The sequence below is a fragment of the Roseibium sp. genome, assembly GCF_039982295.1.
Taxonomy (GTDB): Bacteria; Pseudomonadota; Alphaproteobacteria; order Rhizobiales; family Stappiaceae; genus Roseibium.
The window spans coordinates 18506-44021 of the sequence record NZ_JBDWYP010000047.1 but is presented as its reverse complement, the minus strand read 5'-3'; the positions used below and the strand labels follow the sequence as shown (position 1 = coordinate 44021).

19 protein-coding genes and 1 tRNA gene are annotated in these 25516 nt (G+C 55.9%); 12 read left to right on the top strand and 8 right to left on the bottom strand.

What is annotated here, in order from left to right; all coding sequences use genetic code 11:
* Window positions 1-24: 24 nt before the first annotated feature.
* Window positions 25-1365, bottom strand: a complete 1341-nt coding sequence (locus ABJZ52_RS09475) for a glutamine synthetase family protein (RefSeq protein WP_348186229.1) — start codon at window positions 1363-1365, stop codon at window positions 25-27.
* 253 nt (window positions 1366-1618) lie between these two features.
* On the bottom strand, window positions 1619-2329 hold the full coding sequence (locus ABJZ52_RS09470; protein WP_348186193.1) for a GntR family transcriptional regulator: 711 nt from the start codon (window positions 2327-2329) through the stop codon (window positions 1619-1621).
* Between the two features lie 209 nt (window positions 2330-2538).
* On the opposite strand from ABJZ52_RS09470, the gene ABJZ52_RS09465 reads away from it, so the two are divergent.
* The 5 genes from ABJZ52_RS09465 to ABJZ52_RS09445 all read left to right on the top strand — a co-directional run bounded on the left by ABJZ52_RS09465 (window position 2539) and on the right by ABJZ52_RS09445 (window position 8187).
* Complete coding sequence (locus tag ABJZ52_RS09465; protein ID WP_348186191.1) at window positions 2539-3924, top strand: glutamine synthetase family protein; 1386 nt, start codon at window positions 2539-2541, stop codon at window positions 3922-3924.
* A 162-nt stretch (window positions 3925-4086) separates the two neighbouring features.
* The gene (locus ABJZ52_RS09460; protein WP_348186189.1) at window positions 4087-5181 is read left to right on the top strand and encodes a polyamine ABC transporter substrate-binding protein; all 1095 of its coding nucleotides are present in this window, start codon (window positions 4087-4089) and stop codon (window positions 5179-5181) included.
* Window positions 5182-5275: 94 nt separating this feature from the next.
* Window positions 5276-6433 (top strand): ABC transporter ATP-binding protein, encoded by a 1158-nt coding sequence (locus tag ABJZ52_RS09455; RefSeq protein WP_348186187.1) that lies wholly within the window; start codon window positions 5276-5278, stop codon window positions 6431-6433.
* A gap of 9 nt (window positions 6434-6442) precedes the next feature.
* A complete protein-coding gene (locus ABJZ52_RS09450; RefSeq protein WP_348186185.1) occupies window positions 6443-7369 on the top strand; it encodes an ABC transporter permease subunit in 927 nt (308 codons plus the stop codon).
* Window positions 7366-8187, top strand: coding sequence for an ABC transporter permease (locus ABJZ52_RS09445; protein WP_348186183.1), 822 nt, complete (start codon window positions 7366-7368; stop codon window positions 8185-8187). The genes ABJZ52_RS09450 and ABJZ52_RS09445 overlap by 4 nt, the downstream gene beginning before the upstream one ends.
* 34 nt (window positions 8188-8221) lie before the next feature.
* Here ABJZ52_RS09445 and ABJZ52_RS09440 read toward each other — a convergent pair whose 3' ends face one another.
* On the bottom strand, window positions 8222-8464 hold the full coding sequence (locus ABJZ52_RS09440; RefSeq protein ID WP_348186181.1) for a DUF6460 domain-containing protein: 243 nt from the start codon (window positions 8462-8464) through the stop codon (window positions 8222-8224).
* A 282-nt stretch (window positions 8465-8746) separates the two neighbouring features.
* On the opposite strand from ABJZ52_RS09440, the gene ABJZ52_RS09435 reads away from it, so the two are divergent.
* The 3 genes from ABJZ52_RS09435 (at window position 8747) to ABJZ52_RS09425 (ending at window position 12625) form a co-directional block, all read left to right on the top strand.
* Entirely contained in the window at window positions 8747-9442 is a 696-nt protein-coding gene (locus ABJZ52_RS09435; protein ID WP_348186179.1) for a CoA transferase subunit A, read from the top strand.
* A 20-nt stretch (window positions 9443-9462) separates the two neighbouring features.
* On the top strand, window positions 9463-10089 hold the full coding sequence (locus tag ABJZ52_RS09430) for a CoA transferase subunit B (RefSeq protein WP_348186177.1): 627 nt from the start codon (window positions 9463-9465) through the stop codon (window positions 10087-10089).
* A 361-nt stretch (window positions 10090-10450) separates the two neighbouring features.
* Window positions 10451-12625 carry an EAL domain-containing protein gene (locus ABJZ52_RS09425; RefSeq protein ID WP_348186176.1) on the top strand — a complete coding sequence of 725 codons (2175 nt, stop codon included), beginning with the start codon at window positions 10451-10453 and terminating at the stop codon, window positions 12623-12625.
* Between the two features lie 11 nt (window positions 12626-12636).
* Here ABJZ52_RS09425 and ftsH read toward each other — a convergent pair whose 3' ends face one another.
* From ftsH to ABJZ52_RS09405, 4 genes are all read right to left on the bottom strand, one after another.
* Entirely contained in the window at window positions 12637-14475 is a 1839-nt protein-coding gene (ftsH, locus tag ABJZ52_RS09420) for an ATP-dependent zinc metalloprotease FtsH (RefSeq protein WP_348186174.1), read from the bottom strand.
* A gap of 89 nt (window positions 14476-14564) precedes the next feature.
* Window positions 14565-16250 (bottom strand): iron ABC transporter permease, encoded by a 1686-nt coding sequence (locus ABJZ52_RS09415; protein WP_348186172.1) that lies wholly within the window; start codon window positions 16248-16250, stop codon window positions 14565-14567.
* 118 nt (window positions 16251-16368) lie between these two features.
* On the bottom strand, window positions 16369-17412 hold the full coding sequence (locus ABJZ52_RS09410) for a Fe(3+) ABC transporter substrate-binding protein (protein WP_348186170.1): 1044 nt from the start codon (window positions 17410-17412) through the stop codon (window positions 16369-16371).
* Window positions 17413-17744: 332 nt separating this feature from the next.
* Window positions 17745-21983 (bottom strand): ATP-binding protein, encoded by a 4239-nt coding sequence (locus ABJZ52_RS09405; RefSeq protein ID WP_348186168.1) that lies wholly within the window; start codon window positions 21981-21983, stop codon window positions 17745-17747.
* 260 nt (window positions 21984-22243) lie between these two features.
* Between ABJZ52_RS09405 and ABJZ52_RS09400 the strand changes: the two genes are divergently transcribed.
* The 3 genes from ABJZ52_RS09400 to ABJZ52_RS09390 all read left to right on the top strand — a co-directional run bounded on the left by ABJZ52_RS09400 (window position 22244) and on the right by ABJZ52_RS09390 (window position 23739).
* Window positions 22244-22630, top strand: coding sequence for a phasin (locus ABJZ52_RS09400; protein WP_348186166.1), 387 nt, complete (start codon window positions 22244-22246; stop codon window positions 22628-22630).
* Between the two features lie 255 nt (window positions 22631-22885).
* A complete protein-coding gene (locus ABJZ52_RS09395; protein ID WP_348186164.1) occupies window positions 22886-23398 on the top strand; it encodes a phasin in 513 nt (170 codons plus the stop codon).
* A gap of 264 nt (window positions 23399-23662) precedes the next feature.
* Window positions 23663-23739, top strand: a tRNA-His gene (locus tag ABJZ52_RS09390).
* 34 nt (window positions 23740-23773) lie between these two features.
* Here ABJZ52_RS09390 and ABJZ52_RS09385 read toward each other — a convergent pair.
* A complete protein-coding gene (locus ABJZ52_RS09385) occupies window positions 23774-24307 on the bottom strand; it encodes a DUF3291 domain-containing protein (RefSeq protein ID WP_348186162.1) in 534 nt (177 codons plus the stop codon).
* A 198-nt stretch (window positions 24308-24505) separates the two neighbouring features.
* On the opposite strand from ABJZ52_RS09385, the gene ABJZ52_RS09380 reads away from it, so the two are divergent.
* Window positions 24506-25333: a sulfite exporter TauE/SafE family protein gene (locus tag ABJZ52_RS09380; RefSeq protein WP_348186160.1), complete on the top strand. Its 828-nt coding sequence runs from the start codon at window positions 24506-24508 to the stop codon at window positions 25331-25333.
* Window positions 25334-25516: the final 183 nt, after the last annotated feature.

Sequence of the window (25516 nt, the reverse complement as noted above, 5' to 3'; positions counted from 1 at the left end):
GCGACAGATTGGCGCAAAGGCGCCCTAAACGTTGAGCAGCAGATATTCCCGTTCCCACGGGCTGATCACGGACATGAAGGTCTCGAACTCTTCTTGCTTGATCGCGCGATAGGTCGCGACAAAGGTCTCACCAAAGATCTCGATGATTTCTTCGCTGTTCTCAAACAGGTTGACGGCTTCCGTCAGCCCCCGTGGCAGGGATTTGAGAAGATCGCTGCAATCTACAGATTGAGGGGTGTCGGGCTTGAGGCCTTTCATCATGCCAAGATATCCGCAGGCGAGAGACGCAGCGATTGCAAGGTAGGGATTGGCATCCGAACCAGGTACGCGGTTCTCCAGTCGCCGGGCTTGAGGCGATGAATAGGGTACGCGTAAGCCAACGGTGCGATTGTCATAACCCCAGTAGACATTCACCGGCGACGTCGAGTTGCGGGCAAAACGCCTGTAAGAGTTCACGAAGGGAGCCATGACGCAGGTAACGTATGGTAAATAGGCTTGATGGCCCGCGATGAAGGACAGGAACTCTGGCGTTTCCTCTCCGTCAGCTCCGGAAAAAATGTTCTTCCCGGTTTCGCTATCGACCACGGATTGGTGAATATGCATCGCGGAACCAGGTTGGTTCGACATGGGTTTGGACATGAAGGTGGCATACATGTCGTGGCGTAACGCCGCTTCCCTGATGGTCCGCTTGAACAGGAAGACCTGATCGGCGAGCTCCAACGGAGCACCGTGACGCAGATTGATTTCCATTTGCGCAGCACCCTCTTCGTGAATGAGGGTGTCTATCTCCAGTCCTTGTTGTTCGGACAGGTCGTAGATGTCATCGATCAGGTCATCGAACTCGTTCAGCGCGGAAATCGAGTAGGACTGACGACCGACTTCGGGGCGACCAGAGCGGCCTGTCGGCGGCTCCAGCGGATCATCTGGATCCGTGTTCGGACGCACGAGATAGAACTCGATTTCCGGTGCAATGACAGGCTCCCAGCCCTTGTTCTGGTAGAGTTTCAAGATGCGCTTGAGAACATTCCGTGGCGCTGTCTCGACCGGGGTGCCATCGCGAGTCTGAGCATCGTGAATAAGCTGTGCAGTTGGATCGGATTCCCAGGGAACGGCGGTCAAGGTTCCATAATCAGCCTTGAAGTAGAGGTCGCCATCCGTTGCGTTGTGCTGGAAACGCTCATCATCTTCAGGATAGCTTCCGGAGATGGTCTGGGCGAAGATCGAAGCGGGCATGGTCATGACAGGGCCGGAGAAGAATTTCTCGGTGGGCATCATCTTGCCGCGTGCGACGCCTGCGAGGTCGGGCACGATGCACTCGATATCCTGGATGTTGCGTTCCCGAAGCCAGGCGCGGGCCGCCTCCATGTCTTTCACGCCACGCAAGCTGATGCTTTCGTTGTTTTCAGCGTCAGGTATCTCGTTGCTCACTTTGGGCTCCAATGTTGGCGCGTGTGACTGTCTCGGGCTGGATCACAGACTAGCCCAAACTCCCCACACGTGCCGTCTCAAACTTGGGATCTTCAGACAGGGTCACGCATGGCACCTACACGCCGACTTAATTTGTGATCACAAAATAGCCAAGTCAATGGTGTTCGGGCAAGAGAAAAAGACAGCTCGGTCAGCTTTCGGGGAGGCTTTCGCGACCAAGTATGCCCATGCCGTCTCTGATGTCTGCTGCGATGGCAGCGCTCAACGCAGTCGGATCGTCGCTGCGAATGGCTCTTATGGCTTCCTTGTGCCAATCGACGAGGTTTGCGGTTCCGACGCGCCCGTAAACGGTGCGCATGAACGGGGCAAATTGAAGCCACAGGCTCTCAACCAGCGGCATAAGGATCTCGGAATTGGATGAGGCGTAGATCTTGAAATGAAACGCATGGTTTAATCGCATGTAGGATTCTGCGTTGCCGGAACTGATGGATTCATCGATTTCCAGGTCAATCTCTTCAAGCACTTTTGCGTCTGTATGATCCAGTTGGGGAAGGGCCATTTCGGCCAGTTCTGGCTCGAGTAGAAGGCGTGCCTTCAGGATCTCGTCGAACCTGGAAGGGCTCATTTCCGGCACTTGAACCCGGCCATTTTGCCTGACGTTAAGCGCATTTTCTGCTGCAAGTCGCTGGATTACCTCACGAACCGGCATGGGGCTGACACCAAGTTCCTGCGCAAGACCCCGGAGTGTCACGGCTTTGCCCGGAATGAAGCGACCGGTCAAAAGCGCTGATCGAACAGCCGCGTCGACTTGGGCGCGTGCGGCGCCTCGATTTGGCGAAGTTGCTCCTTCTTGTTCGTCAGGGCGGGGCGCCTGTACATTGCCGACTGAAGTCTTGTTCAATTTTGGACATCTCCCCCGGTATTTCAAGATTGACGAATTCGAGATTGGCGAAATTGTCGGCGGCGCTGCCTGTTTCTCGATCTTGACACGCTATTGGGAACGTGATCACATTTTGCCGGTTAGCGCAATGCATTGGCCGTCAATTCCATGTGCAGTCGTCAGCACTGCAGTCTGACCGTGAGACAAGAGTTAAGGAACCGAGTGCCTAAATGGTGGATCTGCCACATCAAACGTTGGAACATCCTGCAGAGCCTGGATGGAAAAAGGACGTCGAAGCGTTCCTCACCGAACATCCAGACTTGGATACAGTTGAAGTGGTTCTTCCGGACACTAATGGCGTCTTGCGAGGCAAATGGCTGCCCGGTGGCGCTGTCAAAACGGTCTTCGAAGGTGGCGTGGCGCTTCCCTATTCGCTCTTCGGTCTGGATGTCTGGGGGCGGGAGGTGGAAAGCACCGGCATGCACATTGAGACCGGTGACAAGGATGGTGTTTGCTGGCCGATCCCGGAGACCTTGAAGCTGGTGCCGTGGGCAGAGCGCAAGACAGCACAGGTTCTCCTGTCCATGTATGATCGTGATGGCGTGCCGTGCCTGGAAGACCCGCGCCATGTTCTCAAGCGTATGGTTGATAAGTTGGCGGCATTTGGTGTCACCGCAACCTGTGCCTTCGAGTTGGAATTTTACCTGCTCGAAGAAAGCGAGGGGGACTGGACAGAGCAGCCCAAGCCGCTTTTTACGACCCATCGTGGGCCGGCACGTCAGAATATGTATGCCCTTTCGGACCTTGAAGCCCTTCTGCCGGTTGTTGACGACTTGCGCCGTGCAGCCGAGATGCAGGGAATTCCTGCTGACGCTGCTGTTTCGGAAGCGGCTCCGGGGCAATTCGAGCTCAATCTACATCACCGCAAGGACCCTCTGCTGGCAGCCGATGATGCGGTGTTGCTGCGCCGTCTGGTTCAGGGCGTGGCGCGAAAGCATAATCTGAAGGCGTCTTTCATGGCCAAACCCTTTGTGGAGTGGCCGGGCAATGGAATGCACGTGCATGTGTCCATGGAAGATGAGAATGGCAATATCTTCGCATGCCCCGATGAGGGCGCCAAGCGCCTGGGTCACGCAATAAGCGGTTTGCTGGATACGATGCCGGAGGCGCTGCTGCTTTTCACCTCGACCTTTAATGGCTTCCGGCGCATGCAGCCCGGATCCTATGCTCCGACCTCGATCTGTTGGGGTTTCGACAATCGCTCTGTTGCTCTTCGGGTTCCGGCCAGCTCGCCTCAAGCGGCGCGTATCGAACATCGCATCGCGGGTGCGGACGCCAATCCTTACTTCGTTCTTGTCGGAGTTCTGGCGGGCATGTTGCTCGGGCTTCAGGATCGGAAAGACCCTCCGCCACCTGTCGTCGGCAACGCTTATGAAAAGAAACACAAGCGTTTGACGCCCTGGATGGACGAGGCGATTGATGCCTTCGAGGCATCCGATAGAATGAAAGAAGCCGTGGGGCCGGAGATGCACAAGGTTCTGACGGAGATCAAAAAGGAAGAGCTCAACGAGTTCGGCCGGGAGATTTCCAGCCTGGAGCGACAGACCTATCTTTAGGTGCACCCCGCCTTGCGGGAAACCAGCGGCCGGGGAAGAATGTGCAAGGAAGGCGCATGGCCTCTTGGTTCAAATCAATCGCGGCGTTAGAGCCGCAGAATGAACTCGTTGATAAGCCGATGAAACGGCACTGTAGTTCAATATTCTGGAGTGGAGTTTAGCATGATGATCAAGGGTATTCTGACAGGGGTGGCTGCTCTCGGCCTGATGGCCGGTTCGGCGCTGGCCCAGGACCGGGTAGTCAACGTTTACAATTGGTCCGACTACATCGATGAATCGATCCTCGAGGATTTCACCAAGGAAACGGGCATCAAGGTCGTTTATGACGTCTTTGACAGCAATGAGATCCTTGAAACCAAGCTTCTGGCAGGCGGCACGGGCTACGATGTTGTCGTGCCAACGGGATCTTTCCTATCCCGTCAGATCAAGGCCGGAGCCTTCTCGGAACTCGATAAATCCCAGCTTTCCAATCTTTCCAATATGTGGAAGGACATCGAAACGCGCGTCCAGAAATACGATCCCGGCAATGCGCATTCGATCAACTACATGTGGGGCACAACCGGCATTGGCTATAATGTCGATAAGGTAAAGGCAGCCCTCGGCGAAAATGCTCCTGTCGATAGCTGGGATCTTGTCTTCAATGAAGAAAACATCTCCAAGCTGAAGGACTGCGGTGTTTTTCTCCTCGACGCCCCGACCGAAATGATCCCTGCTGCCCTCAACTATCTTGGCCTGGACCCTGACAGCAAGGATCGCGGGGACATCGAAAAGGCCGGAGAGCTGCTCACCAAGATCCGTCCATACGTGCAGAAGTTTCACTCTTCCGAGTACATCAATGCGCTGGCGAATGGTGATATCTGCATCGCGGTGGGCTGGTCAGGTGACGTGCTTCAGGCCCGTGACCGCGCTGCTGAAGCAGACAACGGTGTGACCGTCGAATACGCGATTCCCAAGGAGGGAGCGTTGATGTGGTTTGACCAGATGGCCATCCCCGCAGACGCACCGCACAAGGCCGAAGCTCATGAGTTCCTGAACTATATCATGCGCCCAGACATCATGGCGAAAGCCTCCAACTACGTCTACTACGCCAATGGCAACAAGGCTTCTCAGGAACTCCTCAATGACGATGTGATCGGCGATCCGGCGATTTACCCGGCTGAGGAAGCTGTCAAGAACCTCTACACGGTCACCGCATACGACCCGAAGATCAACCGTGTTGTCACCCGTACTTGGACAGCAGTGAAAAGCGGTCAGTAAGCTGCGCCTGAGCATGTGAAACCGCCGGACCCGTTCGACATGGGTCCGGCATGTCTCAGGCTCCGGGGGAGCCGTCACTTGGGGAACTGGAACCTTGGCCAAGAAAACGCTCGGGCCGGTGCGGCGCGAATTCACGCCGTGGGAAGATTCGGCTGCGGAACCGTTTATCGAGTTCCGAAATGTCACCAAACGCTTCGGTGACTTTGTCGCCGTCGATAACCTCAGTTTGAAGATCTACGAGCGTGAGTTTTTTGCGCTACTCGGCGGATCCGGCTGCGGCAAGACGACGATGATGCGTATGCTGGCCGGCTTTGAGACGCCAACCTCGGGCCAGATCTTTCTGGACGGACAGGATCTCGCCGGCATTCCGGCATTCCGGCGGCCGTCCAACATGATGTTCCAGTCCTACGCCCTGTTCCCGCACATGAGCGTGGAAAAGAACATTGCCTTCGGCTTGACCCAGGACAAACTGCCGAAGTCCGAAATTGATGACCGGGTCGCGGAGATGCTCCGTCTGACCAAGCTGGAACAATTCGCCAAACGAAAACCTCACCAGCTTTCCGGTGGTCAGAGACAGCGGGTCGCGCTGGCACGCTCACTGGCAAAACGTCCCAAGGTGCTGCTTCTGGATGAGCCTCTTGGCGCGCTTGATCGGAAGCTGCGGGAAGAGACCCAGTTTGAACTGATGGCCTTGCAGGAAGATCTCAAGATGACCTTCCTGATTGTCACCCATGACCAGGAAGAGGCCATGACGGTGGCAGATCGAATTGCGGTCATGGATCAGGGGCAGTTGGTTCAGGTGGCCACACCTGCAGAGATCTATGAAACGCCAAACAGTAAATTCGCCGCCAATTTCATAGGCGATGTTAATCTGATCGAGGCCAAGGTTGTCGAGACATCGCCCAGTCAGACGCGACTGCAAGCCGTGATGGGCGGTTTTCTGATCGAGACGGACCAAACAACTTCGGCTCGAACGGGTGACACTGTCTGGTATGCAATCCGGCCCGAGAAGGTACGGGTCGCAAAAGGCAAGGTTGAACCGGGCAGCGTCAACGCAGTAAATGGGCCAGTCTGGGACATTGCCTATCTGGGAGACGTTTCAATCATTCACGCCAAGATCGGGGACGGCGATTTCGACACGCTCAAGGCAACCTTTGCCAATGTGACGCGCATCGTGGAAGACCCGATCACCTGGTATGACGATGTTGTCCTGACCTTCGACCGGAACGCCGGCGTGATCCTGGATCGATAGGAGGTGCGGATGAGCCAGCAAAAGCCGCAGGCACCGAAACGTTCCCTTGGTAGCAAGGCCCTGATTGCTGTGCCATTTCTGTGGCTGGTCATCTTCTTCCTCGCGCCGTTTTTTATCGTCTTCAAGATTTCGCTGTCTGAGGTGGCAGTTGCCATACCGCCTTACCTGCCGACGTTTGATTTGGCTGAGGGATGGGCCGGCTTTGTCGAGGCGTTCTCCGTGTTCTCAATCGAGAACTACATCTGGCTGACTGAGGACGATCTATACTGGAAGTCCTATCTTTCCAGTGCAAAGATCGCCCTTATTTCGACATTCATTACATTGTTGGTTGGTTATCCCATTGCCTATGGGATGGCGCGCAGTCCAAAGGAATGGCGTCCGACCCTGCTGATGCTTGTGATCTTGCCGTTCTGGACCAGTTTTCTGATCCGGGTCTACGCGTGGATTGGAATCCTCAAGAACGAGGGGCTATTGAACCAGTTGCTTCTCGCGCTGGGCGTGATTGACGAGCCTCTTGTGATCATGAACACGAACCTCGCAGTCTATATCGGCATCGTCTATTCCTATCTGCCGTTCCTCGTCCTGCCGCTCTATGCCAGCCTGGAAAAGTTGGACATGAGCCTCTTGGAAGCGGCTGAAGACCTGGGTTGCCCTCCCTGGAAGGCCTTTTGGAAGATCACGTTACCGCTCTCCATACCTGGCGTCGTCGCGGGATGTTTCCTCGTCTTCATTCCGGCCGTCGGTGAATTTGTCATTCCGGATCTTTTGGGCGGTTCCAACACATTGATGATCGGCAAGACGCTGTGGGTAGAGTTCTTTTCGAACCGTGATTGGCCGGTGTCCTCGGCGGTGGCTGTGATCCTGCTTCTTATCCTGGTCGTCCCGATTGTTCTGTTTCAAAACCACCAGCAAAAATTGGCGGAGATGCAGTCATGAGGTCTGGCCCAACCTGGTTCAACGTCACGTCGCTGGTGCTTGGCTTCACGTTTCTCTACCTGCCGATCGTGATCCTTGTCATCTTCTCTTTCAACGAGTCCCGGCTGGTCACTGTATGGGGTGGCTTTTCGACGAAGTGGTACGTCGAGCTGTTCAAGAACAAACAGCTTCTTGATGCGGCTTGGGTCACCTTGAAGGTCGCTTTTCTTTCCGCAAGCATCGCAACAGTTCTGGGAACGATGGCGGCGCTGGTTTTGGTCCGCTCGGGTCGCTTCGCGGGCCGGTCCTTGTTTTCCGGCATGATCTTCGCACCTCTGGTGATGCCTGAAGTCATCCTGGGGCTGTCATTACTGCTGCTTTTTGTGGCCATGGATCAGGCCAGAGGCTTCTGGACAGTCATGATCGCGCATACGACATTCGCGATGTGCTACGTGGCGGTTGTTGTTCAGTCGCGGCTTGTCGGATTCGACAAGAGCATTGAAGAGGCCGCAGAGGACCTTGGCTGTCCGCCTGTCCGCAGCTTTTTCCTGATCACATTGCCGATTATCTTTCCAGGTGTCCTGGCCGGGTGGATGCTGGCTTTCACACTGTCTCTGGATGATCTGGTCATTGCCAGCTTCACAACAGGCCCCGGCGCGACCACCTTGCCAATGAAGATCTACTCGCAGGTCCGCCTTGGGGTGACCCCCGAGATCAACGCGATTTGTACCATATTGGTGGTGTTGGTGACTTTCGGCGTCATTGCAGCGTCGCTGGCTAGCAAGCGGCAGGAGGTGCTGCGTGCGCAGGACGAGCGCGCTGCCTTCGGGCCGAACTAGCTTCAGTCCAGAGAAATCGCTTTGTGCGCTTTATCTAGGCTCTGGGGGGGCGGAAGAGGTAGATGACGATCCACACCGGCACGACGATCAGCGACCCCAGTATAATGTTCGGGATCGCCCAGGTGACACCGGTCTGAATATGCTGCCAGAGGCTTTCAGGCGTCAGGCCTATCTTGCTGAGCAGGTCTGCGGCGGTGATATCAATTGCCGAGAGCACCACGCCGACGATCAACGAGGTCACCGCGATCTTGAAGATGGTCGACAGAAATTGATACACCGGCTCTTTCACTCCGCGCCATGACCGGGAACACTCCCAAAGCCTTGGTGGTCATACGTAAATACTGACCTTAATAAAATACATACCATAATGCCGTCCGCTCGAAACATTGGTTCAGCGGATCTTGCTGCAAGAGCATGAAAATTCGAGATCAGGGTAAATGAGTATGCCTGCTCACTCTCTAAGGGGAGCTCTCGTGCAGCGCAATTCGACCTTGACGGATATGACGCACTGCGGGCAAGTTGCCCGCAACCGGCTAGGTAAATCTTCTGGGAGATTATAATGAACAAGATATATCCGGACGCGGCGGCTGCGCTCGACGGTCTGGTGTTTGACGGCATGACCATCATGGCAGGTGGCTTTGGCCTCTGCGGCATTCCCGAGAACCTGATCACGTCCTTGCGGGAGGCTGGAACCAGGGACATCACGGCAATTTCCAACAATGCCGGCATCGACGATTTCGGGCTGGGCCTGCTGTTGCAGACGCGTCAGATCAAGAAGATGGTTTCATCCTACGTCGGTGAGAACGCCACCTTCGAAAAGCAATATCTGAACGGTGAGCTGGATCTGGAGTTCAACCCTCAAGGCACTCTGGCCGAGCGTATTCGCGCGGGCGGCGCCGGCATTCCCGGTTTCTACACCAAGACCGGTGTTGGTACGCTGATTGCCGAAGGCAAGGAGCACAAGGACTTCAACGGCGAGACCTATATCCTGGAAACGGGCCTCGTTGCAGACCTGTCTCTGGTAAAGGCCTGGAAGGCGGACAAGGAAGGAAACCTTATTTACCGCAAGACGGCGCGCAACTTTAACCCGATGATGGCGACGGCTGGCAAGGTGACGGTGGTTGAGGTCGAAGAGATCGTCGAAACCGGATCATTCGACCCCGACCATATCCATACGCCTGGAATTTTCGTGGACCGAATTGTTGCCGGCACATTCGAAAAGCGCATTGAAAAGCGCACCACGCGCGACGCCTGAGGGAAGTGAGGAGCATCAATATGGCCTGGACACGTGACGATATGGCCAAGCGGGCGGCGCAGGAGCTGCAGGACGGTTTTTACGTCAATTTGGGGATTGGCATCCCGACGCTTGTTTCGAACTACATTCCGGACGGCGTGCACGTAACGCTTCAGTCGGAAAATGGCATGCTTGGCATGGGCCCGTTCCCGACGGATGATGAGGTCGATGCCGATCTGATCAATGCCGGTAAGCAGACCATCACCGAGTTGCCGCAGACGAGTTTCTTCTCCTCTGCCGACAGCTTCGGCATGGTTCGCGGCGGTCACATTGACCTGTCGATCCTGGGAGCTATGGAAGTCTCTGAAAAAGGAGACCTGGCCAACTGGATGATCCCGGGCAAAATGGTCAAGGGCATGGGCGGTGCAATGGATCTTGTCGCCGGAGTGAAGCGCGTTGTCGTCCTTATGGATCATACGTCGAAGGCGGGCGATACAAAGCTGCTCAAGGAGTGCTCGCTGCCACTGACCGGCGTACACTGTGTTGATCGCATCATCACGAATTTGGGTGTCTTCGATGTAACTCCTCATGGGCTGTCTGTTGTTGAACTTGCTCCCGATGTGACGCTGGATGAGGTCAAGACCAAAACGGAAGCGCAGATCGTCTGACGCACGCTTCGGTTCTGCGAATTGGATGGGCCCGACCTCGAAGGAGGCCGGGCTCATTTTGTAAGTGGACGTAAAACAAGCGTCTCAAAACGGTACAGATGATGCCGACAGAACCTCTGCCCCCTGCAAAAAAGTTAACGCGCCCTAAGCTTTGAGCTGCTCGCAGTGGATTGCGGAGGTGCGTTTAACGTAACGGACAGAAGGCTGGATCATTAGCCGCATAATGTCAGATAAATGCTTTATGTGACTGAGTAAATTTGAACCTGGTTGTAAATCGGGATGCAACACTGTCTAGGCATTATTACGAAGTGATGTCCTGGAGGGTGGCGTGCGGCTATCGATAAAAATGCGGATAAGCGCTTTGGCGCGATCTGTCTGGGAATGGGTTCCCGGACTGCGGACCCGCTTTGTCCTGCTCGTCAGCGGTTTGTTTCTGGTCCTGACAGCCGTGATGATCGTGGTGGTGAGTTATCTCGACCTGCGCGATGAAGAAAATCGGATTGTCGAGCATGTTAGGTCAGTCGGTGCAACGGTAAGCCGCCTTGCGGTGCCCCATCTCGTGAACCATCATTACCTTATTCTTGAGCAGGAGCTGCAAAGCATCGCGGGAAGCGGAATTGTCGATGTCGCTCAGGTCTATGATCCTGGCCGCGAAATCACCGTCGATTCCGATCCGGCGACCAGCTACTTCGATGACGTCGAAATCGACCCGCTCATCAATGAGGCATTGTCGACAAGTGCTGAAACAAGTCGTGTCACCCAAACCCTTGTCACGATGGCATTTCCCGTCCGTAAAGTGGACGGGAAAGAGCTTCTCGGCGCGGTACTGGTCTCGGCTCCTCGGCCAGAGGCAGCTGGTGTTATCTGGACGATCTGGCAACGCAACGCGATCACCGCCCTCGTGCTGTTGGGCTTTTGCATGCCGATCGCGTTCCATTTCGGAAGTGGCTTCCTGCGCCCGATCAAAAGCCTCACCCGAACAGCGCATTCCGTAAGCGCGGGTGACTTTGAGGCGCCTTTTCCAGTCGAGCGGCGTGACGAGATCGGCGTCCTTGCGCGCGCTTACCGCGATATGATCGCGCGGATCCGTGAGAATCTCGATCAGATCCACCGGCTTGCCTTTATCGACACTGTCACAGAGCTCCCGAACAGGGAGTTTTTTAGGCAGCATTGCTTGAAGAAAATGGAGCTGGCTGCACGGCGAAAACAGCGCCTGGCTGTCCTTTTTATTGATCTTGACCGCTTCAAGAGGGTCAACGACAGCTACGGCCATGACAGTGGTGATCGTCTGTTGAAGGAAATCGGAGAGCGCTTCAGGGCGGCCGCCGGTGCCACGAAAAACCGTACCGAACAGGCTTTTTCAGGCCAGGACAGCACTGATGACAAAGATGGGTGCGTCATCTTGCCGACCGTTGCCCGCCTGGGCGGTGACGAGTTCGCCGTCATGTACCCGGTGACGGACCCGCGCCGCGATGTCGCTATTGTCGCGAGCCGTTTGATTGAAGCTGCAGAAAGGCCATGTGAGGTCAACGGTCTTGCGCTGACCGTTGGAGCCAGTCTTGGCGTTTCCGTCTTTCCGGATGATGGCACTGACTATACAGCGATCCTGAAGAACGCGGACATCGCCATGTATGCAGCCAAGAAGGTCGGCGGCAACGCCCTGCGTTTTTATGCAGACGTCGAAAACACCATGCATGCGCGTGAACGCCTGCAGGTTGAGGCGGATCTTCGTCGCGCGCTTCTGGAAGATCAGATCACGGTCTTCTATCAGCCGAAAGTCGACTGCAGCTCGGGCTCGGTGGTGGGAGCGGAAGCTTTGGCGCGGTGGAATCATCCCACGCGAGGTTTGCTCAATCCAGGGTATTTCATCGATGTGGCTGAGGAAACAGGCCTGATTATTGGACTTGGCGAAATCGTTCTGCGGATGGCTTGTCAGCAAGGAAAGACCTGGCTTGATGAGGGGCGTGGAATGCCGCTGGCGGTGAATGTCTCGGTCCGTCAGCTTGAGAAACCGGGTTTCACAGAGCAGGTGTTGCAGGTTTTGAAGGAAACCGGCTTCCCTGCAGATCAGCTGGAACTCGAGGTTACAGAGACGGTAGCCATGGCAAATCCTGAAATTACGCAGAGCACGACACAGCCACTACGTGAGGCGGGTGTTCGCTTCGCCTTAGATGATTTCGGAACAGGATATTCAAGTCTCGCACACCTGCAGAAACTGCCGTTTGACACATTCAAGATCGATCGCAGCTTTATCTGGGGGCTAGGCAATGAAGACAGCAATCGGCTTATCGTTCAAACAATTCTCGCCATGGCGCAAAGCCTCAACTTTGACGGGGTTGCGGAAGGCGTTGAAACGGTTGAGCAGCAGCAATTTCTGCGAGACAACGGTTGTGCAACGGCCCAAGGTTATCTTTTCAGCGCTCCGATGGCTGCAGATGTGTTTGCAAAGTGGCGAGACGCTTTTAACTGCACTCACTGCGTCCCGGGAACGTGTGGCCCGGCAGCCAAAGGCAACGACTCAACGCAAGCCGCATAGATAGCTGACGCTCATTCCGATACGTTTGGCTCTGGCGGCATGTCATGCCGTAAGGCAACGGGGCTGATCGCCGGGAAATCTGCTTCGGTCAATGTCTCCCGCTCAAGCAGAAGTGCGGCGCCGGCTTCAAGCTCCTTGCGGTGCGCTGTGAGGATGTCTTTTGCGCGGGTGAATGCTGCCTCGACTTTCTCGCGCACAGCAAGATCGATCTCGCGAGCGGTTTCCTGTGACACATCGCTTTCATCACCAGAGTTTTGGCCGAGAAAACTCTGGCGCGGGACTGAATAGACCCGGTTCCCAAGCGCCTCGTCCATGCCGTACCGTGAGACCATCTCCCGCGCGACTTCCGTCACACGCTGAAGGTCATCCGAGGCCCCGGTGGAAATCTCGTCGAATATGACGGCCTCAGCTGCCCGTCCACCCATCAGCACGGTCATTCGGTTTTCAAGGTCCTTGGTAGAAAGCAGGAACCTGTCCTCGGTTGGCCTCTGCATCGTGTAGCCAAGTGCGCCGATGCCGCGCGGAATGATTGAAACCTTGTGAACCGGATCAACGCCTACCAGATTTGCCGCAACCAGCGCATGTCCCATCTCGTGATAGGCAACGGTCTTGCGTTCCTTGTCCGAGAGCACGCGGCTGTGTTTTTCCAGACCGGCCACCACTCGCTCAATTGCCTCTGTAAAATGGCTGAGGCGAACAGCGTCGTCGTTTGCACGCGTTGCAAGCAACGCTGCTTCATTGACCAATGTGGCGAGATCAGCACCAGTGAAACCGGCGGTCATCTGTGCCACCTGGTCGAGATCTGTGCCCGGAGCAAGCAGGATTTTCTTGACGTGAACGTCGAGGATTGCACGTCGGCCAATCTTGTCTGGCCGATCAACAAGCACTTGTCGATCGAAACGTCCAGCGCGCAAAAGCGCCTGGTCCAGGATCTCGGGTCGATTGGTGGCCGCTAGCAGGATCGTGCCACCCGACGGGTCAAAACCGTCCAGTTCGGTGAGCAGCTGATTGAGAGTTTGCTCTTTTTCGTCATTGGCCTGGAACGGCGTCCCGCCACGGGCACGGCCAAGCGCGTCGAGTTCATCGATGAATATGATGGATGGTGCTGCTTTACGCGCCTGTTCAAAGAGGTCTCTGACACGGGCGGCTCCTACCCCTACGAACATCTCTACAAACTCGGATCCGGATATGGAGAAGAATGGGACATTCGCCTCTCCAGCAACTGCGCGGGCGAGAAGTGTTTTGCCGGTGCCTGGTGGCCCGACTAGCAGAATTCCCTTGGGGACGTGTGCGCCGAGACGACCATAGCTCTTGGGATTGCGCAGAAAGTCCACCACCTCCTGGAGTTCTCTCTTGGCCTCATCGACCCCGGCAACATCGTTAAATGTGATTTCTATGCCGGTCTCCACGTAGACTTTTGCCTTCGACTTGCCCACGGTCATCATGCCGCCAAGGCCTTGTTTTTCGGCAATGCGGCGGATGACAAACATCCAAAGGCCAAAGAGAACCAGCATAGGTAGGACCCAGGACATCAGGTCCCGCAGGAGCGTAGACTGGATAACGCCGGTAAATTTCACATCGTATTTCTGCAACATCTCTGCAAGAGGCATGTCGACTCTTGTCGTTGTGAAGTAATGCTTGCCGTCGGCCAGTGGGCTCCGGAATTTACCCTCAATAGTATCTTCCTTGATCGCGATTTCTTCCACATTCCCCGCTTCGAGATAATTTTCAAACTCGGAATAGGGGATTGTCTCGACGGTCTTGTAGGTGACCCACCAACTTTGAAACAGGAGCAGGAGAAAAAACGCGCCAGCGGCATACCAGGTGTTGATTTGATGCTTTTTGTCCATTGGGACAGAGACCCCTTTTCGCTCAGTCTGGAGCGATTGAGCGCTGTTGCAGCAAATCTGTCAATCGGTCTAAGGGTCCGAAAAAATGCCTATGCCGAGAGGGGGCGTTTGCGGGAAGAGTGCTTGGTTCGGAACGATGCAGCGCTGGTGCGGGCCAGATAGATGACTGGTAGAAGACCGACGATTACGATCGCAAGGGAGGGCAGTGCTGCCTCTTCAAAGGCTTCGCGCGAGGCTGCTTCGAAGACCGTCGTTGCAAGTGTTTCGAAGTTGAATGGCCGCAGAAGGATCGTCGCAGGCAGCTCCTTCATGCAGTCTACGAATGTCAGAAGCAGCGCCGACAGCAGAACAGGGCGCAGCAGAGGCAAGTGGATCTGCCCAAGTGTTTGAGAAGCATCCCGCCCCAGCGTGCGTGAGGCCATATCAAGGTGCGTTGAAATCTTCCCGAAACCGCCCTCGACCTGGCCGTAGGAGACCGCAAGGAAACGAACCATATAGGCATAGACGAGCCCGACACCGCTACCGAGCAACAGCAATCCGGTGCCGAAGCCAAAGGCCGCTTTCATCTGTGCATCGATGAAATTGTCGAATGCGGCCATAGGCACGAGAATGCCGACCGCAAGAACGGTTCCAGGGATCGCATAACCAACGGAGGCGAGGCGGACGCCGAGGATCAAGACAGGTGTCTTGTTCAGGCGCAGGGCGTACGCCAGCGAGAGGCTAAGCAGCACCGTCAATACAGCGGCAATGGTCGCGAGAGAAAGAGAATTCCAGATGGCTTCGGTCAGCGGGCCAGCCCAGAGGTCATCCAGACGCCGACTTGCCCGGTCCGCGAGCAAGGAGGCGGGTGTCAGGAAGCCGAGGGCGATCGGGAGCAGGCATAAAATGAATGCGCCGCCCGCTCTCCATCCGGTCAGCGTGAAACGTGCAGGGTGACGATGCTTTGCGTTGCCGTTGTCAAAGCGTTGTTTACGGCGTCCAAACCGCTCCAGCCAAAGCAACAGGAACACCATCAGCAACATGGCCAGCGCCAGCTGAGCCGCACCACTCAGGCTCGATCGATTCAGCCAGGTGTCATAGACTGAGAACGTCAGCGTCTTGACGCCGAAGAAGGTAACCGCCCCGATGTCATTCAGGCACTCCATGAGCGCGAGCGATACTCCAACCGCCGCAGCCGGGCGTGAGAGCGGCAAGGCGACCTTGAGAAATACACGCCACGGCGATGCGCCGAGTGTTCGCGATACATCAAGAACCGAGGCGGACTGCACCAGAAAGCTGGCCCGGGTCGTCAGGTAGACATAGGGATAGAGCACGGCGCTCATGACGAAAACGGCGCCGCCCAGGGATCGTATTTCCGGAAACCAGTAGTCTCGCGACGTCTTGAAGCCAAAGAGCGTGCGCAGCCCGGACTGAACGGGTCCTGTGTAGTCCAGGACCTCTACATACGAGAAAGCGATGATGTAGGTCGGTACGGCAAGAGGAATGAGCAGCGCCCAGTCGAAAAAACGTTGTCCGGGAAAGCGGCACATGGTTGTCAGCCAGGCGGTTCCGACGCCGACAATCGTTGTGAAAAAACCAACACCGGCCATGAGCAGAAGCGTTGTACGCAAGGAACGCGGCAGAACCGTATTGATCAGATGTTCCCACACGTCGCCTGTCGGGCTCATCGCAATCCATAAGATTGCCAGAAGTGGGAAAAGAACGAGCACCGCAATCAGGATTGCGCCCGACTGCCAAAATCGTTCGGCGCTGGTCATGTGCAAGGGGCGCGGCAATGCGGATGTCTCACAAGGGCAGAATGACGTTGTGTGCAGTAGTTAGCCTGCCCGGAGCATAAATGCAAAAAGGCGCTGCAATCCGCAGCGCCTTTTCTTGTCAGTTTACAGACTTGGCTTAGGAAGCCGGCCCGTCGTCGAAGCCGACTTTGTCGACCAGCTCACTTGCGGTCTTGCGATTGTCGGCAATGTCGGAGAGCGACAGGCTGTCAGGCTTCAACTCACCCCAGGACAGAACCCGTTCGGAGACGGCAACGCCAGGTGTAACCGGGTATTCGAAGTTGGATTCAGCATAGATTTCCTGGGCCTTCGCAGAGGTCAGGAATTCAATCAGCTTGACCGCATTATCCTTGTTGGGTGCGTGTTTCGTCAGCACGATGCCCGCAAGGTTGACGTGGCTGCCGCGGTCCGCAGAGTTCGGAAACAGGATGCGGACGGACTTCGCCCATTCCTTCTGCTCCGGCTCTTTGTCGTTCGTTTCCATCTTGCCCATGTAGTAAGTGTTGCCGATGGAGATATCGCACTCTCCAGCATAGATGGCTTTTACCTGAGCGCGGTCATTGCCTGCGGGTTTGCGTGCAAGATTGTCGCGGACGCCTGCGAGCCACTCTTCGGTTTCCTCAGCGCCGTGATGGGCGACCATCGAGGCAATCAGGCCAATGGTGTAGACATGCTGGCCAGAGCGTGTGCAAAGACGACCCTTCCACTTTGGATCCGCAAGCTCTTCATAGGTGATGCTGTCTTGGTCGACGCGGTCACGGGACACATAGACCACGCGAGCGCGGTTCGTCAGGCCGATCCAGTGTCCTTCCGGGTCACGGAATTGAGCCGGGATGTTTTCTTTTACCACGTCAGAGTTGACGGGCTGTGTCACGCCCAGCTGCTTTGCGCCATCGAGACGTCCGATGTCGACTGTCAGGAGTACGTCAGCAGGTGAATTTTCACCTTCTGCGGCGATCCGTTCACCGAGGCCTTTGGATGCAAACACGACATTGGTCTTCAAACCAGTTTCAGCAGTGAAGGCGTCCAGCAGTGGCTGGATCAAGAAGGGCTGGCGATAGGAGTAGATATTCACTTCATCTGCCGCAAAGGCAGGTGCGCTTGTCGAGGCAATACCCGCAAGTGTTGCAACGCTCAAAATGGCACGCATTGTGTGGCGCATGACTTAAAGCTCCCGTTGTTGAGGCAGTGCCCCTGTTCTTCATGATTAATTGTTGAGGGAAATATGTATAATTGATGGTGTTAAGTCAATAAGTTAAATAAGATCAATAGTTTAGAACGATTAAAAACTAACCGGAGTTAAATACTCCGAATTTTTACGGATTTTCTTTTGTTGATCAGAGAGTTCTCGGAGCGGAATGCCGACGTCCGGGAAACGACGAGCATCAAGCAGGAAAGCAATCACAGGAATGTGAGCGTCGCGCACGCGACTGCTATTTCAGGAGTCGCGGCGGCTTTGATCGCGCTGGCCCTATCCAGCGCGAGCCCAAAAGCTCACTCAGCCAGAACGCGCTGGGACGGAAAGCGGATTTCAACCAGCGTCCCCTGTTCAGGCGTCGAGTCGATCTGAAAGCCTGCGCGGTTCGCCTCAACCAGTGCTTTTGTCAACGGCAGGCCTAGCCCGGTTCCGCCACCGTGTCGGGCCGTATGAACCTGGCGGAAAGGCTCCAACGCAGCCGTCAGGTCCTTCGCGCTCATGCCTGTCCCGGTATCCCGGACGCGCAGAACGACTTCACCGTTGTCCTCAAGGGACGTCGATACAATAACCTGTCCACCGGACTTGTTGAACTTGATCGCATTCGACAGGAGGTTCAGCACGATTTGGCGCAGCGAGCGTTGATCGGCGACCACGCTGGGCACTGAATCGGGGAGGCTGGCCCGGATGATAACGCGATCCCTGTTCGCTTGAGGTTGCATCAGGGCAACGCATTCGTTGATCACGTCATTGGCGGACACCGCGGAAAAGCGCAGCTCCATCTTTCCTGCCTCGATCTTGGACAGATCGAGAAGGTCATTGATCAGGCTCATGATCAGCGAGCCGGAGGTTCTGATATCTTTCAGGTATTCCTTGTAGCGCTCGTTTCCGATTGGACCGAAACGCTCCTCCATCATGACTTCGGAAAAACCAATGATGGCGTTCAGCGGTGTGCGGATCTCATGGCTGATCTTGGCAAGGAAATCTGACTTCTGGGAGCTGGCATTCTCGGCCTGGCGCTTGGCTTGCGTCAGCTCTTCCTCGGCTGTCTTCCACTGCGTGATGTCCCTCAGAACTGCGCAGAACTTAGGCTCATCTCCCGATGCCGTCACCCGGCCAATTGTCATGAACAGCGGAATGAGGCCACCAGCCGATACCCGGCCCAGCACTTCCCGACCGTCGTTCAAGATGCTTGCAACGCCATTGCGCGAGAGCCCATCAAGGTAGTCGGCCGCAGCCCTGTGGCTTTCCGGCGCAAGGTAGTCCGTCAGCGGCGCTCCTTCCATGTCGGAGCGGCTGGCGCCGAAAAGAGCTTCTGACGAACGGTTCACCTTGGTGATGGTGCCGTGGCGGTCGAGCACCAGAACGCCGTCGGTCGCGGTCTCAAGGATCGTGTCTAGTTCCGAAATGCGATCTTCCGCGTCTTGAAGCGCTCCGGAAGGTTCCGGTGCTGGCACGGGTGCAATTTGCGGCGCTTCTGACTTTGCGGGGGTTCGCTCCGTAAAAGAGATCATAAGGCCCCGTCCACCATTCCATGGCACGGAATGCATGCGTGCATCGACAGGTCTCACGCCACCGTCGGCCAACCTGACCTTCAAAGTGCCATCGACAGTACCTTCCATACCCTCGGCGTCAGGAAGTGCGTCGTCATCATCATCTTCAACAAAAACCGCCTCGAGCCCTCCAGCCTCGGTGAGGCCCTTCAGATCGGAGTAGCCAAGCAAGTCTAGAAGCGTGTCATTGGCATAGAGCACATCGCGATCACGGGCGATGGCAATTCCGATCGGCAGGCGGTCGAGCAAACGGGGGTCAATCGGCCCGGCACGCGGCGGTTCATTTGCCTTCGCAAGCTCGTTTTGCGTCTCTTCATCGAAATTGTCATTCTCATCGCCGTCCATATCCCCTTCCAGGCGGGCGCCCAGAGCCTCGGCGATTTTCCGGAACGCCGCTTTTTCGGGTTTTGACAAGCGTGAGGTATCGACCGGGACCAGCTGTGGCTTGCGCGTGATCGACACGACCTTGCCGTCATCTTCCTGCGCGCTTGTGCCAGCCTTTGGGCCGTTGTCGTTCTCGCCGGAAATCAGGCTGATGTGAGCGGGTCCAAACCCGGCGTCTTTCGGCGGGGGCAGGTCGCTTGCATCGGTCGCTGTGATCTCGTCGTCCGGGTGCTCTTCGTCGCGGAACGCTGCCGTCTCCTCGAAGAAATCCAATTCTTCGTTGGCCGGTCCGGACTGCCCGGAGCTGCCAGTGTCATTTTCTTCTGAGGATACGTTACTGGCGTCCGTCATCTGTTCGTCGCTGGAGAAATCCTTGGAGGGTGAGATCTCCGAGAGCGGATTGAGCGGCAATTCGTCCTGGCTTTTTCGGCCATAGTCTTTGGCCAAGGTTTTGACGGCCGTCTCGATTTCTCGAGGACGCAAGGGTGCTGTGCCTGAGATTCCACTGAGATCGCCATCCTCCGTGGGCTTTGCGGCCGCGGTTTGCTTTTCAGTCTCTTGCGAAACCGGCTCGGCATCGGTTGCGTCTTCAGAAGGACCTTCGTTGGGTTCTTCAGCCTCAATGAGCTCAGAGGGTTCTTCTAGAAGCTCTTCAGAAGGTCCTTGATCTCCAACTTCCACCGGTTCTTGTTCGTTGGCGAACTCCGTTGTCGTCAAGCTTTCAGACTGACCCTGAACATTGATGTTGTCGAGCCAAGCGACTGCGCTCGCACCAAGAAGCGTACCACCCTCAAGCGGTGACGTGGGCTTTTCGCGAAGGTCTTGCGCCGGATCTTCGATCTGAGGCTCGCCCCCAAGGGGTACCTCAACCTCATCGGGTGCATCAGTCGCATCAGCTTCGCTCAGGCTGTTTTCACTACTTTCTGATGCGGTCACTGGCAGTGCATCTGAGGGGTCTTGTGCAATGGCAGGTGCCGGATCTTCGACTTCCAAATCGTCATCCGAAAGAACCGCATCCACCTCGGCTTCAAGCCCCGTTGCTGCCGCATCCATTGCGTCGGAGGGCAAGTCTTCGTTTTCGAAAATGTCTGCAGTCTCATCTTGAGCCGCTACCGAGTTTTCCTCGACTTCGTCATTTTCTGGAACGTTAGGGGTCGTTCCGTTTTCGGGGCTCAAAAGCGGTGCGAGTGGATCGTCGATGGCATCAGCTGTTCGGCAAACGCCAAAACCTCGATAACCTTCGAATTCCCGTTCGCGATCAAATGCCGGAAGGGCTGCCATATCCACTGGCACGCGAAGGGCCGCGCCGGTAACCGGCCACTCGATGGTTTTGCCGCTCCATGTGTCCCGGCGGTCGAGCGCGCGGGCAATGCTGCCGGTGACGTCCAAATCAAACTGGTCTGAGACTTCACCCCAGGTCATGCCGACAATGTCTGCAGCTCGTGGCCCGAGCGTCTCTCCGAACTCTTCGGAGATGAACGTGAAGCGCTGGTCGATATCCATCTTCCAGGCAAACCTTATGGGGCGTCTTCTCGGGGCAAATTGGAAGCTCTCTGCTTGTGCGCCTTCGTCTTGAGCGCGGGCCAGAGGCGGGACGCTAAGGTCGCCTGCCTCTGTCGTCAGGCCTTCTCCGATGCCGGCACCGGTTTGTTGAACAAGGACGCCCTCACTGCGGAACACGGGTTCGGGGTTCTCATCCTCGGCAATGTCTTGGGCGCGAGACCAGGCTCCCGAAGTATCTTCCTCAGCCGTGCCTTGGACATCATCTGATTGAGGAGTGTCCTGGTCATTCGGTGATAGGTCTGTAACGACTTCTTCCACAATTGCATCGTCTGAAAGCGTTGCGGGATCTTCAGAGCCGCCGCTCTCGGGCGCTGGAAGATCGAGACTGGCGGGTGCAGCAATTTCACCGTCGCTTGAAGCCGGCTCGTCATCAGCAACATGGTCCCCGGCTTCCCCTTCGCCCTCGGAAGGTTCAAGCGGCACGTTTTCGAGGAGGACCAGTTGCCGACGGTCATCGACCATCGCAATGGCACCGTTGTGCAAGTCGCCATGTAGGGCGAGCGGGCCAGACAGGCTGCGTTGATCCTCCGGCAGTTCGAGGGTTTCCGGACTCCCAGTCAGTGCGCCCGCACGAAGGACGACATTGTCTCCCTCCATGACAAAACAGCTATGGTCAACGTCGGCCAGCAAAGCCAGGAATGCGGGAAGAGGAGCATCCGTTGTGGAAAAGCCCTTGTCGCCACAAACAATAAGAGCAGAGTCATGACCATCAGAAAGTGTCAGCCTGCGGCATTGGCAAGTCAGGAGCATCACGCGAAGCCCGCGATAGAACCTTAGACGGTCAATGCTCATCCGGTCTATGGAGCCGGACGTCGCAATTCTCGCGATGTGCGGTCTTGCTGGAGACTTGGTCAGTCCCGAAAGGCGGCTGAAACCACGAACATCGCGAACTGAAAAGAAGGCGGCACCAGCCGCGTTCGCCCATAGTATCCTTGAACCGTCAGCTGACCAAACCCATGCGGCGCGTGCCTCTTCACAGAGCCCGGCCAACTCCGGAGCGGCGCTGAGTTCCATGAATGTTTGTAACTGGTTGTCCATGGCTCAACTCCGAAAGCGACTGTGACGCAATTCCGATTGTCTTCGGGAAGGAGGTCGGAACTGGTAAACACCCTGTTAATACCGTTTCCTTGGCCGAGCGTCCACGCAAAGCCGGGGTCCTAAAGGTGTTCCGTGAAGGCGTGGTTAATTGTGCTTGTCAGATTTGCCGTAACCCTGACGACATGGTAGGAAATCCCACACGCCCTGAGCGTCCCGCTTCGATGGGCAAGATGTGGCACGAGTGTTGAGGAACTGAATCCATGGCCAGCGACAACGATGGTTTCGAAATTCCCGATCAAATGCGCGACTTTGCCGAAAAGAGCGTAGATCAGGCTCGAAAGGCCTTCGACGACTTCATGAATGTAACGCAGAAGGCCGTCGAGAACGTGGAAGATTCCACGTCGGTCGCCAAGAGCGGTGCAAGCGATGTAAATCGCAAGACGCTGTCCTTTGCCGAAGAACACATGGACGCTGCCTTCAAATTTGCCCAACAGCTCGTTCGTGCGAAGGACGTTGAAGAAATGATGGGGCTTCAGCAGACCTATTTGCGTGGTCAGATGGAGGCCCTTGGCGAGCAGGCACGTGATCTGTCCAGCACGGCGACCAAGGCGGCGCAGAATGTTGCCAAGGCTGCAAAGAAAAGCTGATCGAACTATTGTGGAGGTTGCGAACCGGCGTCGGCATATGCTGTCGCCGGTTTTTATTGGTTCGATAATATGGGTTTGGCCAAAATTGACGTAGCGTCTGGCTGAAAAAAATAATTGTGCAGTGCAAAATAATATTGCAATGCAGCAGAGGTGCCTCTATATTGCGTTTGCGGATGACGAGAGGCCTGACACGATGACGTTTGTCAGACCGAACAGTTCAATGATGATCGCATCCGAAATTATGGAGATGACATCATGACAGAGACAACCACCACAGCGAAGGCTGCTCCCAAGGCACGTGCAGCTAAATCCACCAAGGCAGCTACGGCCAGCCCGTTCGGCGACTTCGAGGCATTTGCCATGCCGCAGATGGAAGTCCCTGCTGTATTCCGTGAAGCCACGGAAAAAGGCATCGAGCAGGCTCGCGACGCGTATGCCAAGGTGAAAACTGCCGCTGAAGATGCGACCGACGTAATGGAAGACACCTTTGAGACTTCCCGTCAGGGTGCGGTTGAGTTCAACCACAAGGCTGTCGACGCGGCCAAGGCGAACACCGACGCTGCCTTTACCTTCATCAAGGACGTAATGGCTGCAAAGACGTTGGCAGAAGCAATCGAACTTCAGTCCACCTTCGCACGTCAGCAGTTCGATACCCTGTCCTCACAGGCGAAAGACATGCAGGAATTCGCAACCAAGCTGAGCTCGGATGTGACGGCGCCTGTTAAGGACGCTTTCGAAAAGTCTTTCAAAGACATCAAAGCCGCCTAAGGTTCTGGCCAAATCGCCAGCCACTTGTAGGTGTTGAATTCGAGCCCCGGAACCAGCAATGGATCCGGGGTTTTTCATGGGTGGCGGAAGGTTTTTGCAGTGTCGGCGAGACTTTTGCACAGGCTCTGGAGAACTGGGATCAAAGCAGTAAATTGGTCCAATTTCACCCTTGTGGACAGTTGGAAAGAGCGCTAGAAGACCCTTGCAAACGGGGGCCATCACTCATATGGTCCGCGCCACTTCGATACGAACGTATCGCGACATGCAGACGTAGCTCAGTTGGTTAGAGCGTCGGATTGTGGCTCCGAAGGTCGGTGGTTCGAATCCACTCGTCTGTACCATTTCCCAAGTATCAAATTTCCCCCATTCAGCGGGCTACAGACTGGCCAGCCGCTTGACCTCCGCCGCATCAAGTCGCGTCGCTTGTCCATGTGGGTCAAACGGTCGCTTGAAAGTGAAGGCTCGTGGGCCATCGCCATGATCGGCCAGGAATTCATGCCTTTCAACAGCTTCAGCCCAGTTCGGCTGATGGCCAGCTTCTACCCACCACAGCGCGTATCCTGTCCAGCCGTCAGGCAGAACGTTCCACTCGCGGCCGCGTCGATAGGCGGTGCCATGTTCGCCGTGGTAGGTGGCTGCGGCAATAGCCTCGACACTGCTCCAGAGCGAAAGCGTTGATGGCGCCCAGCCGTCACCGTTGTCTTCCCAGAACCGAGGGAAAACCTGGATGCCCCAGCTTGCCGGGTCTGTGTCGGTGTCATATCCCGAGCGCGATAAAAAGCCTGGGGCCTTTTCAAGAGCTGTTAGAACCGAGGGTTCAACCTCGAAGAAACTGGCGATCTTGGGAGACTCCGCCCTGTCGAGAAATTGGCCGAACGTATAGACGGCAAGGTGAAATTGGGCGGTCATTGCAGAAGTAAAATTGTCGACATTTGATGGCCTTGCTTTAAAAATTGTATGCAATTAAGAAGATCTTTGCTGCCGAGACCCGGCGATGCTCATCCTAAGGGTACTTGCTGGCGGTCGGTAGGAGGAAAATACGCCCACTTGCAAAAGGGGCGGAGAGTGTTGCCGACAATACATAGCAACCGACGGGGGAACGTCCGCATGGAAGACATAAGCCTGGTTTCATTAGCGCTTCTTGCGGGCGCCTTGCTGGCAACAGGTGTCGTGGCTGGAATTATTGCGGGCCTGCTTGGCGTTGGCGGCGGCATCGTGATTGTGCCGGTGCTCTATTACATGTTTTCCGGCCTTGGCATTGATCAAGACGTTCTCATGCATTTGGCGGTTGGCACCTCGCTCGCAACAATCCTTGCGACCGGAACATCCTCTGCTCGTGCCCATTGGAAACGCGGTAGCGTTGATATGGATTTGCTGAAAAGCTGGTGGTGGGCCATCGCGCTCGGTGTCATTGGCGGCGCGACGCTCGCTGGCAATCTCTCCGGCGGTGCATTGACGCTGATATTCGGCATCGTGGCGCTTGTGGTGTCTGCAAACATGCTGTTGCGCAAAGAAGGATCTGCCATCGCTGAAAAGCTGCCAGGTTCACCCATCAAGGAGCTGATGGGCCTGTTGATTGGCGGCATCTCGGTGATGATGGGCATCGGCGGCGGAACGCTCGGCGTTCCCACTCTGACGTTGTTTTCCTATCCAATCCGCAAGGCGGTTGGAAGCGCGGCGGCGATCGGCCTGATCATCGCGGTGCCTGGCACGCTCATGTCGATATACTTCGGTTGGGACGCGGAAGGTCGCCCGCCGTTCTCGCTGGGTTATGTCAATCTCATCGGGTTTTTCCTGATCATTCCAGCATCAACCTACGCCGCACCACTTGGAGCCAAAATTGCGCATACAATCGACCCGGCGAAGCTCAAGCTGATCTTTGCGCTCTTCCTTGGCTTTACCGGTTTGCGTATGATTTACGACGTGATGATGTAGGCGTCTTTGCGGACCTTGGGCGTCGATCCATTTCTTGAATGGTCTGATCAACGAATATGATTGGTTCTTGAAACGGTAATCGGCCATTGTAACTCTCCGCACACTGAGCTGGTTTCGCAAACAGCTTGAGTCTTTTGGAAAACGATTGTCGTAGAACCCGCGAGGCGCCAAGGGCCAGCGCGG

Excerpts from the sequence above, each read along its gene's own strand:
- ABJZ52_RS09475 (WP_348186229.1), bottom strand. The coding sequence starts at position 1,365 with ATGGAGGCGGCCCGCGCCTGGCTTCGGGAACGCAACATCCAGGATATC.
- ABJZ52_RS09465 (WP_348186191.1), top strand. The coding sequence starts at position 2,539 with ATGGTGGATCTGCCACATCAAACGTTGGAACATCCTGCAGAGCCTGGA.
- ABJZ52_RS09460 (WP_348186189.1), top strand. The coding sequence starts at position 4,087 with ATGATGATCAAGGGTATTCTGACAGGGGTGGCTGCTCTCGGCCTGATG.
- ABJZ52_RS09450 (WP_348186185.1), top strand. The coding sequence starts at position 6,443 with ATGAGCCAGCAAAAGCCGCAGGCACCGAAACGTTCCCTTGGTAGCAAG.
- ABJZ52_RS09445 (WP_348186183.1), top strand. The coding sequence starts at position 7,366 with ATGAGGTCTGGCCCAACCTGGTTCAACGTCACGTCGCTGGTGCTTGGC.
- ABJZ52_RS09435 (WP_348186179.1), top strand. The coding sequence starts at position 8,747 with ATGAACAAGATATATCCGGACGCGGCGGCTGCGCTCGACGGTCTGGTG.
- ABJZ52_RS09430 (WP_348186177.1), top strand. The coding sequence starts at position 9,463 with ATGGCCTGGACACGTGACGATATGGCCAAGCGGGCGGCGCAGGAGCTG.
- ftsH (WP_348186174.1), bottom strand. The coding sequence starts at position 14,475 with ATGGACAAAAAGCATCAAATCAACACCTGGTATGCCGCTGGCGCGTTT.
- ABJZ52_RS09410 (WP_348186170.1), bottom strand. The coding sequence starts at position 17,412 with ATGCGCCACACAATGCGTGCCATTTTGAGCGTTGCAACACTTGCGGGT.
- ABJZ52_RS09405 (WP_348186168.1), bottom strand. The coding sequence starts at position 21,983 with ATGGACAACCAGTTACAAACATTCATGGAACTCAGCGCCGCTCCGGAG.
- ABJZ52_RS09400 (WP_348186166.1), top strand. The coding sequence starts at position 22,244 with ATGGCCAGCGACAACGATGGTTTCGAAATTCCCGATCAAATGCGCGAC.
- ABJZ52_RS09395 (WP_348186164.1), top strand. The coding sequence starts at position 22,886 with ATGACAGAGACAACCACCACAGCGAAGGCTGCTCCCAAGGCACGTGCA.
- ABJZ52_RS09385 (WP_348186162.1), bottom strand. The coding sequence starts at position 24,307 with ATGACCGCCCAATTTCACCTTGCCGTCTATACGTTCGGCCAATTTCTC.
- ABJZ52_RS09380 (WP_348186160.1), top strand. The coding sequence starts at position 24,506 with ATGGAAGACATAAGCCTGGTTTCATTAGCGCTTCTTGCGGGCGCCTTG.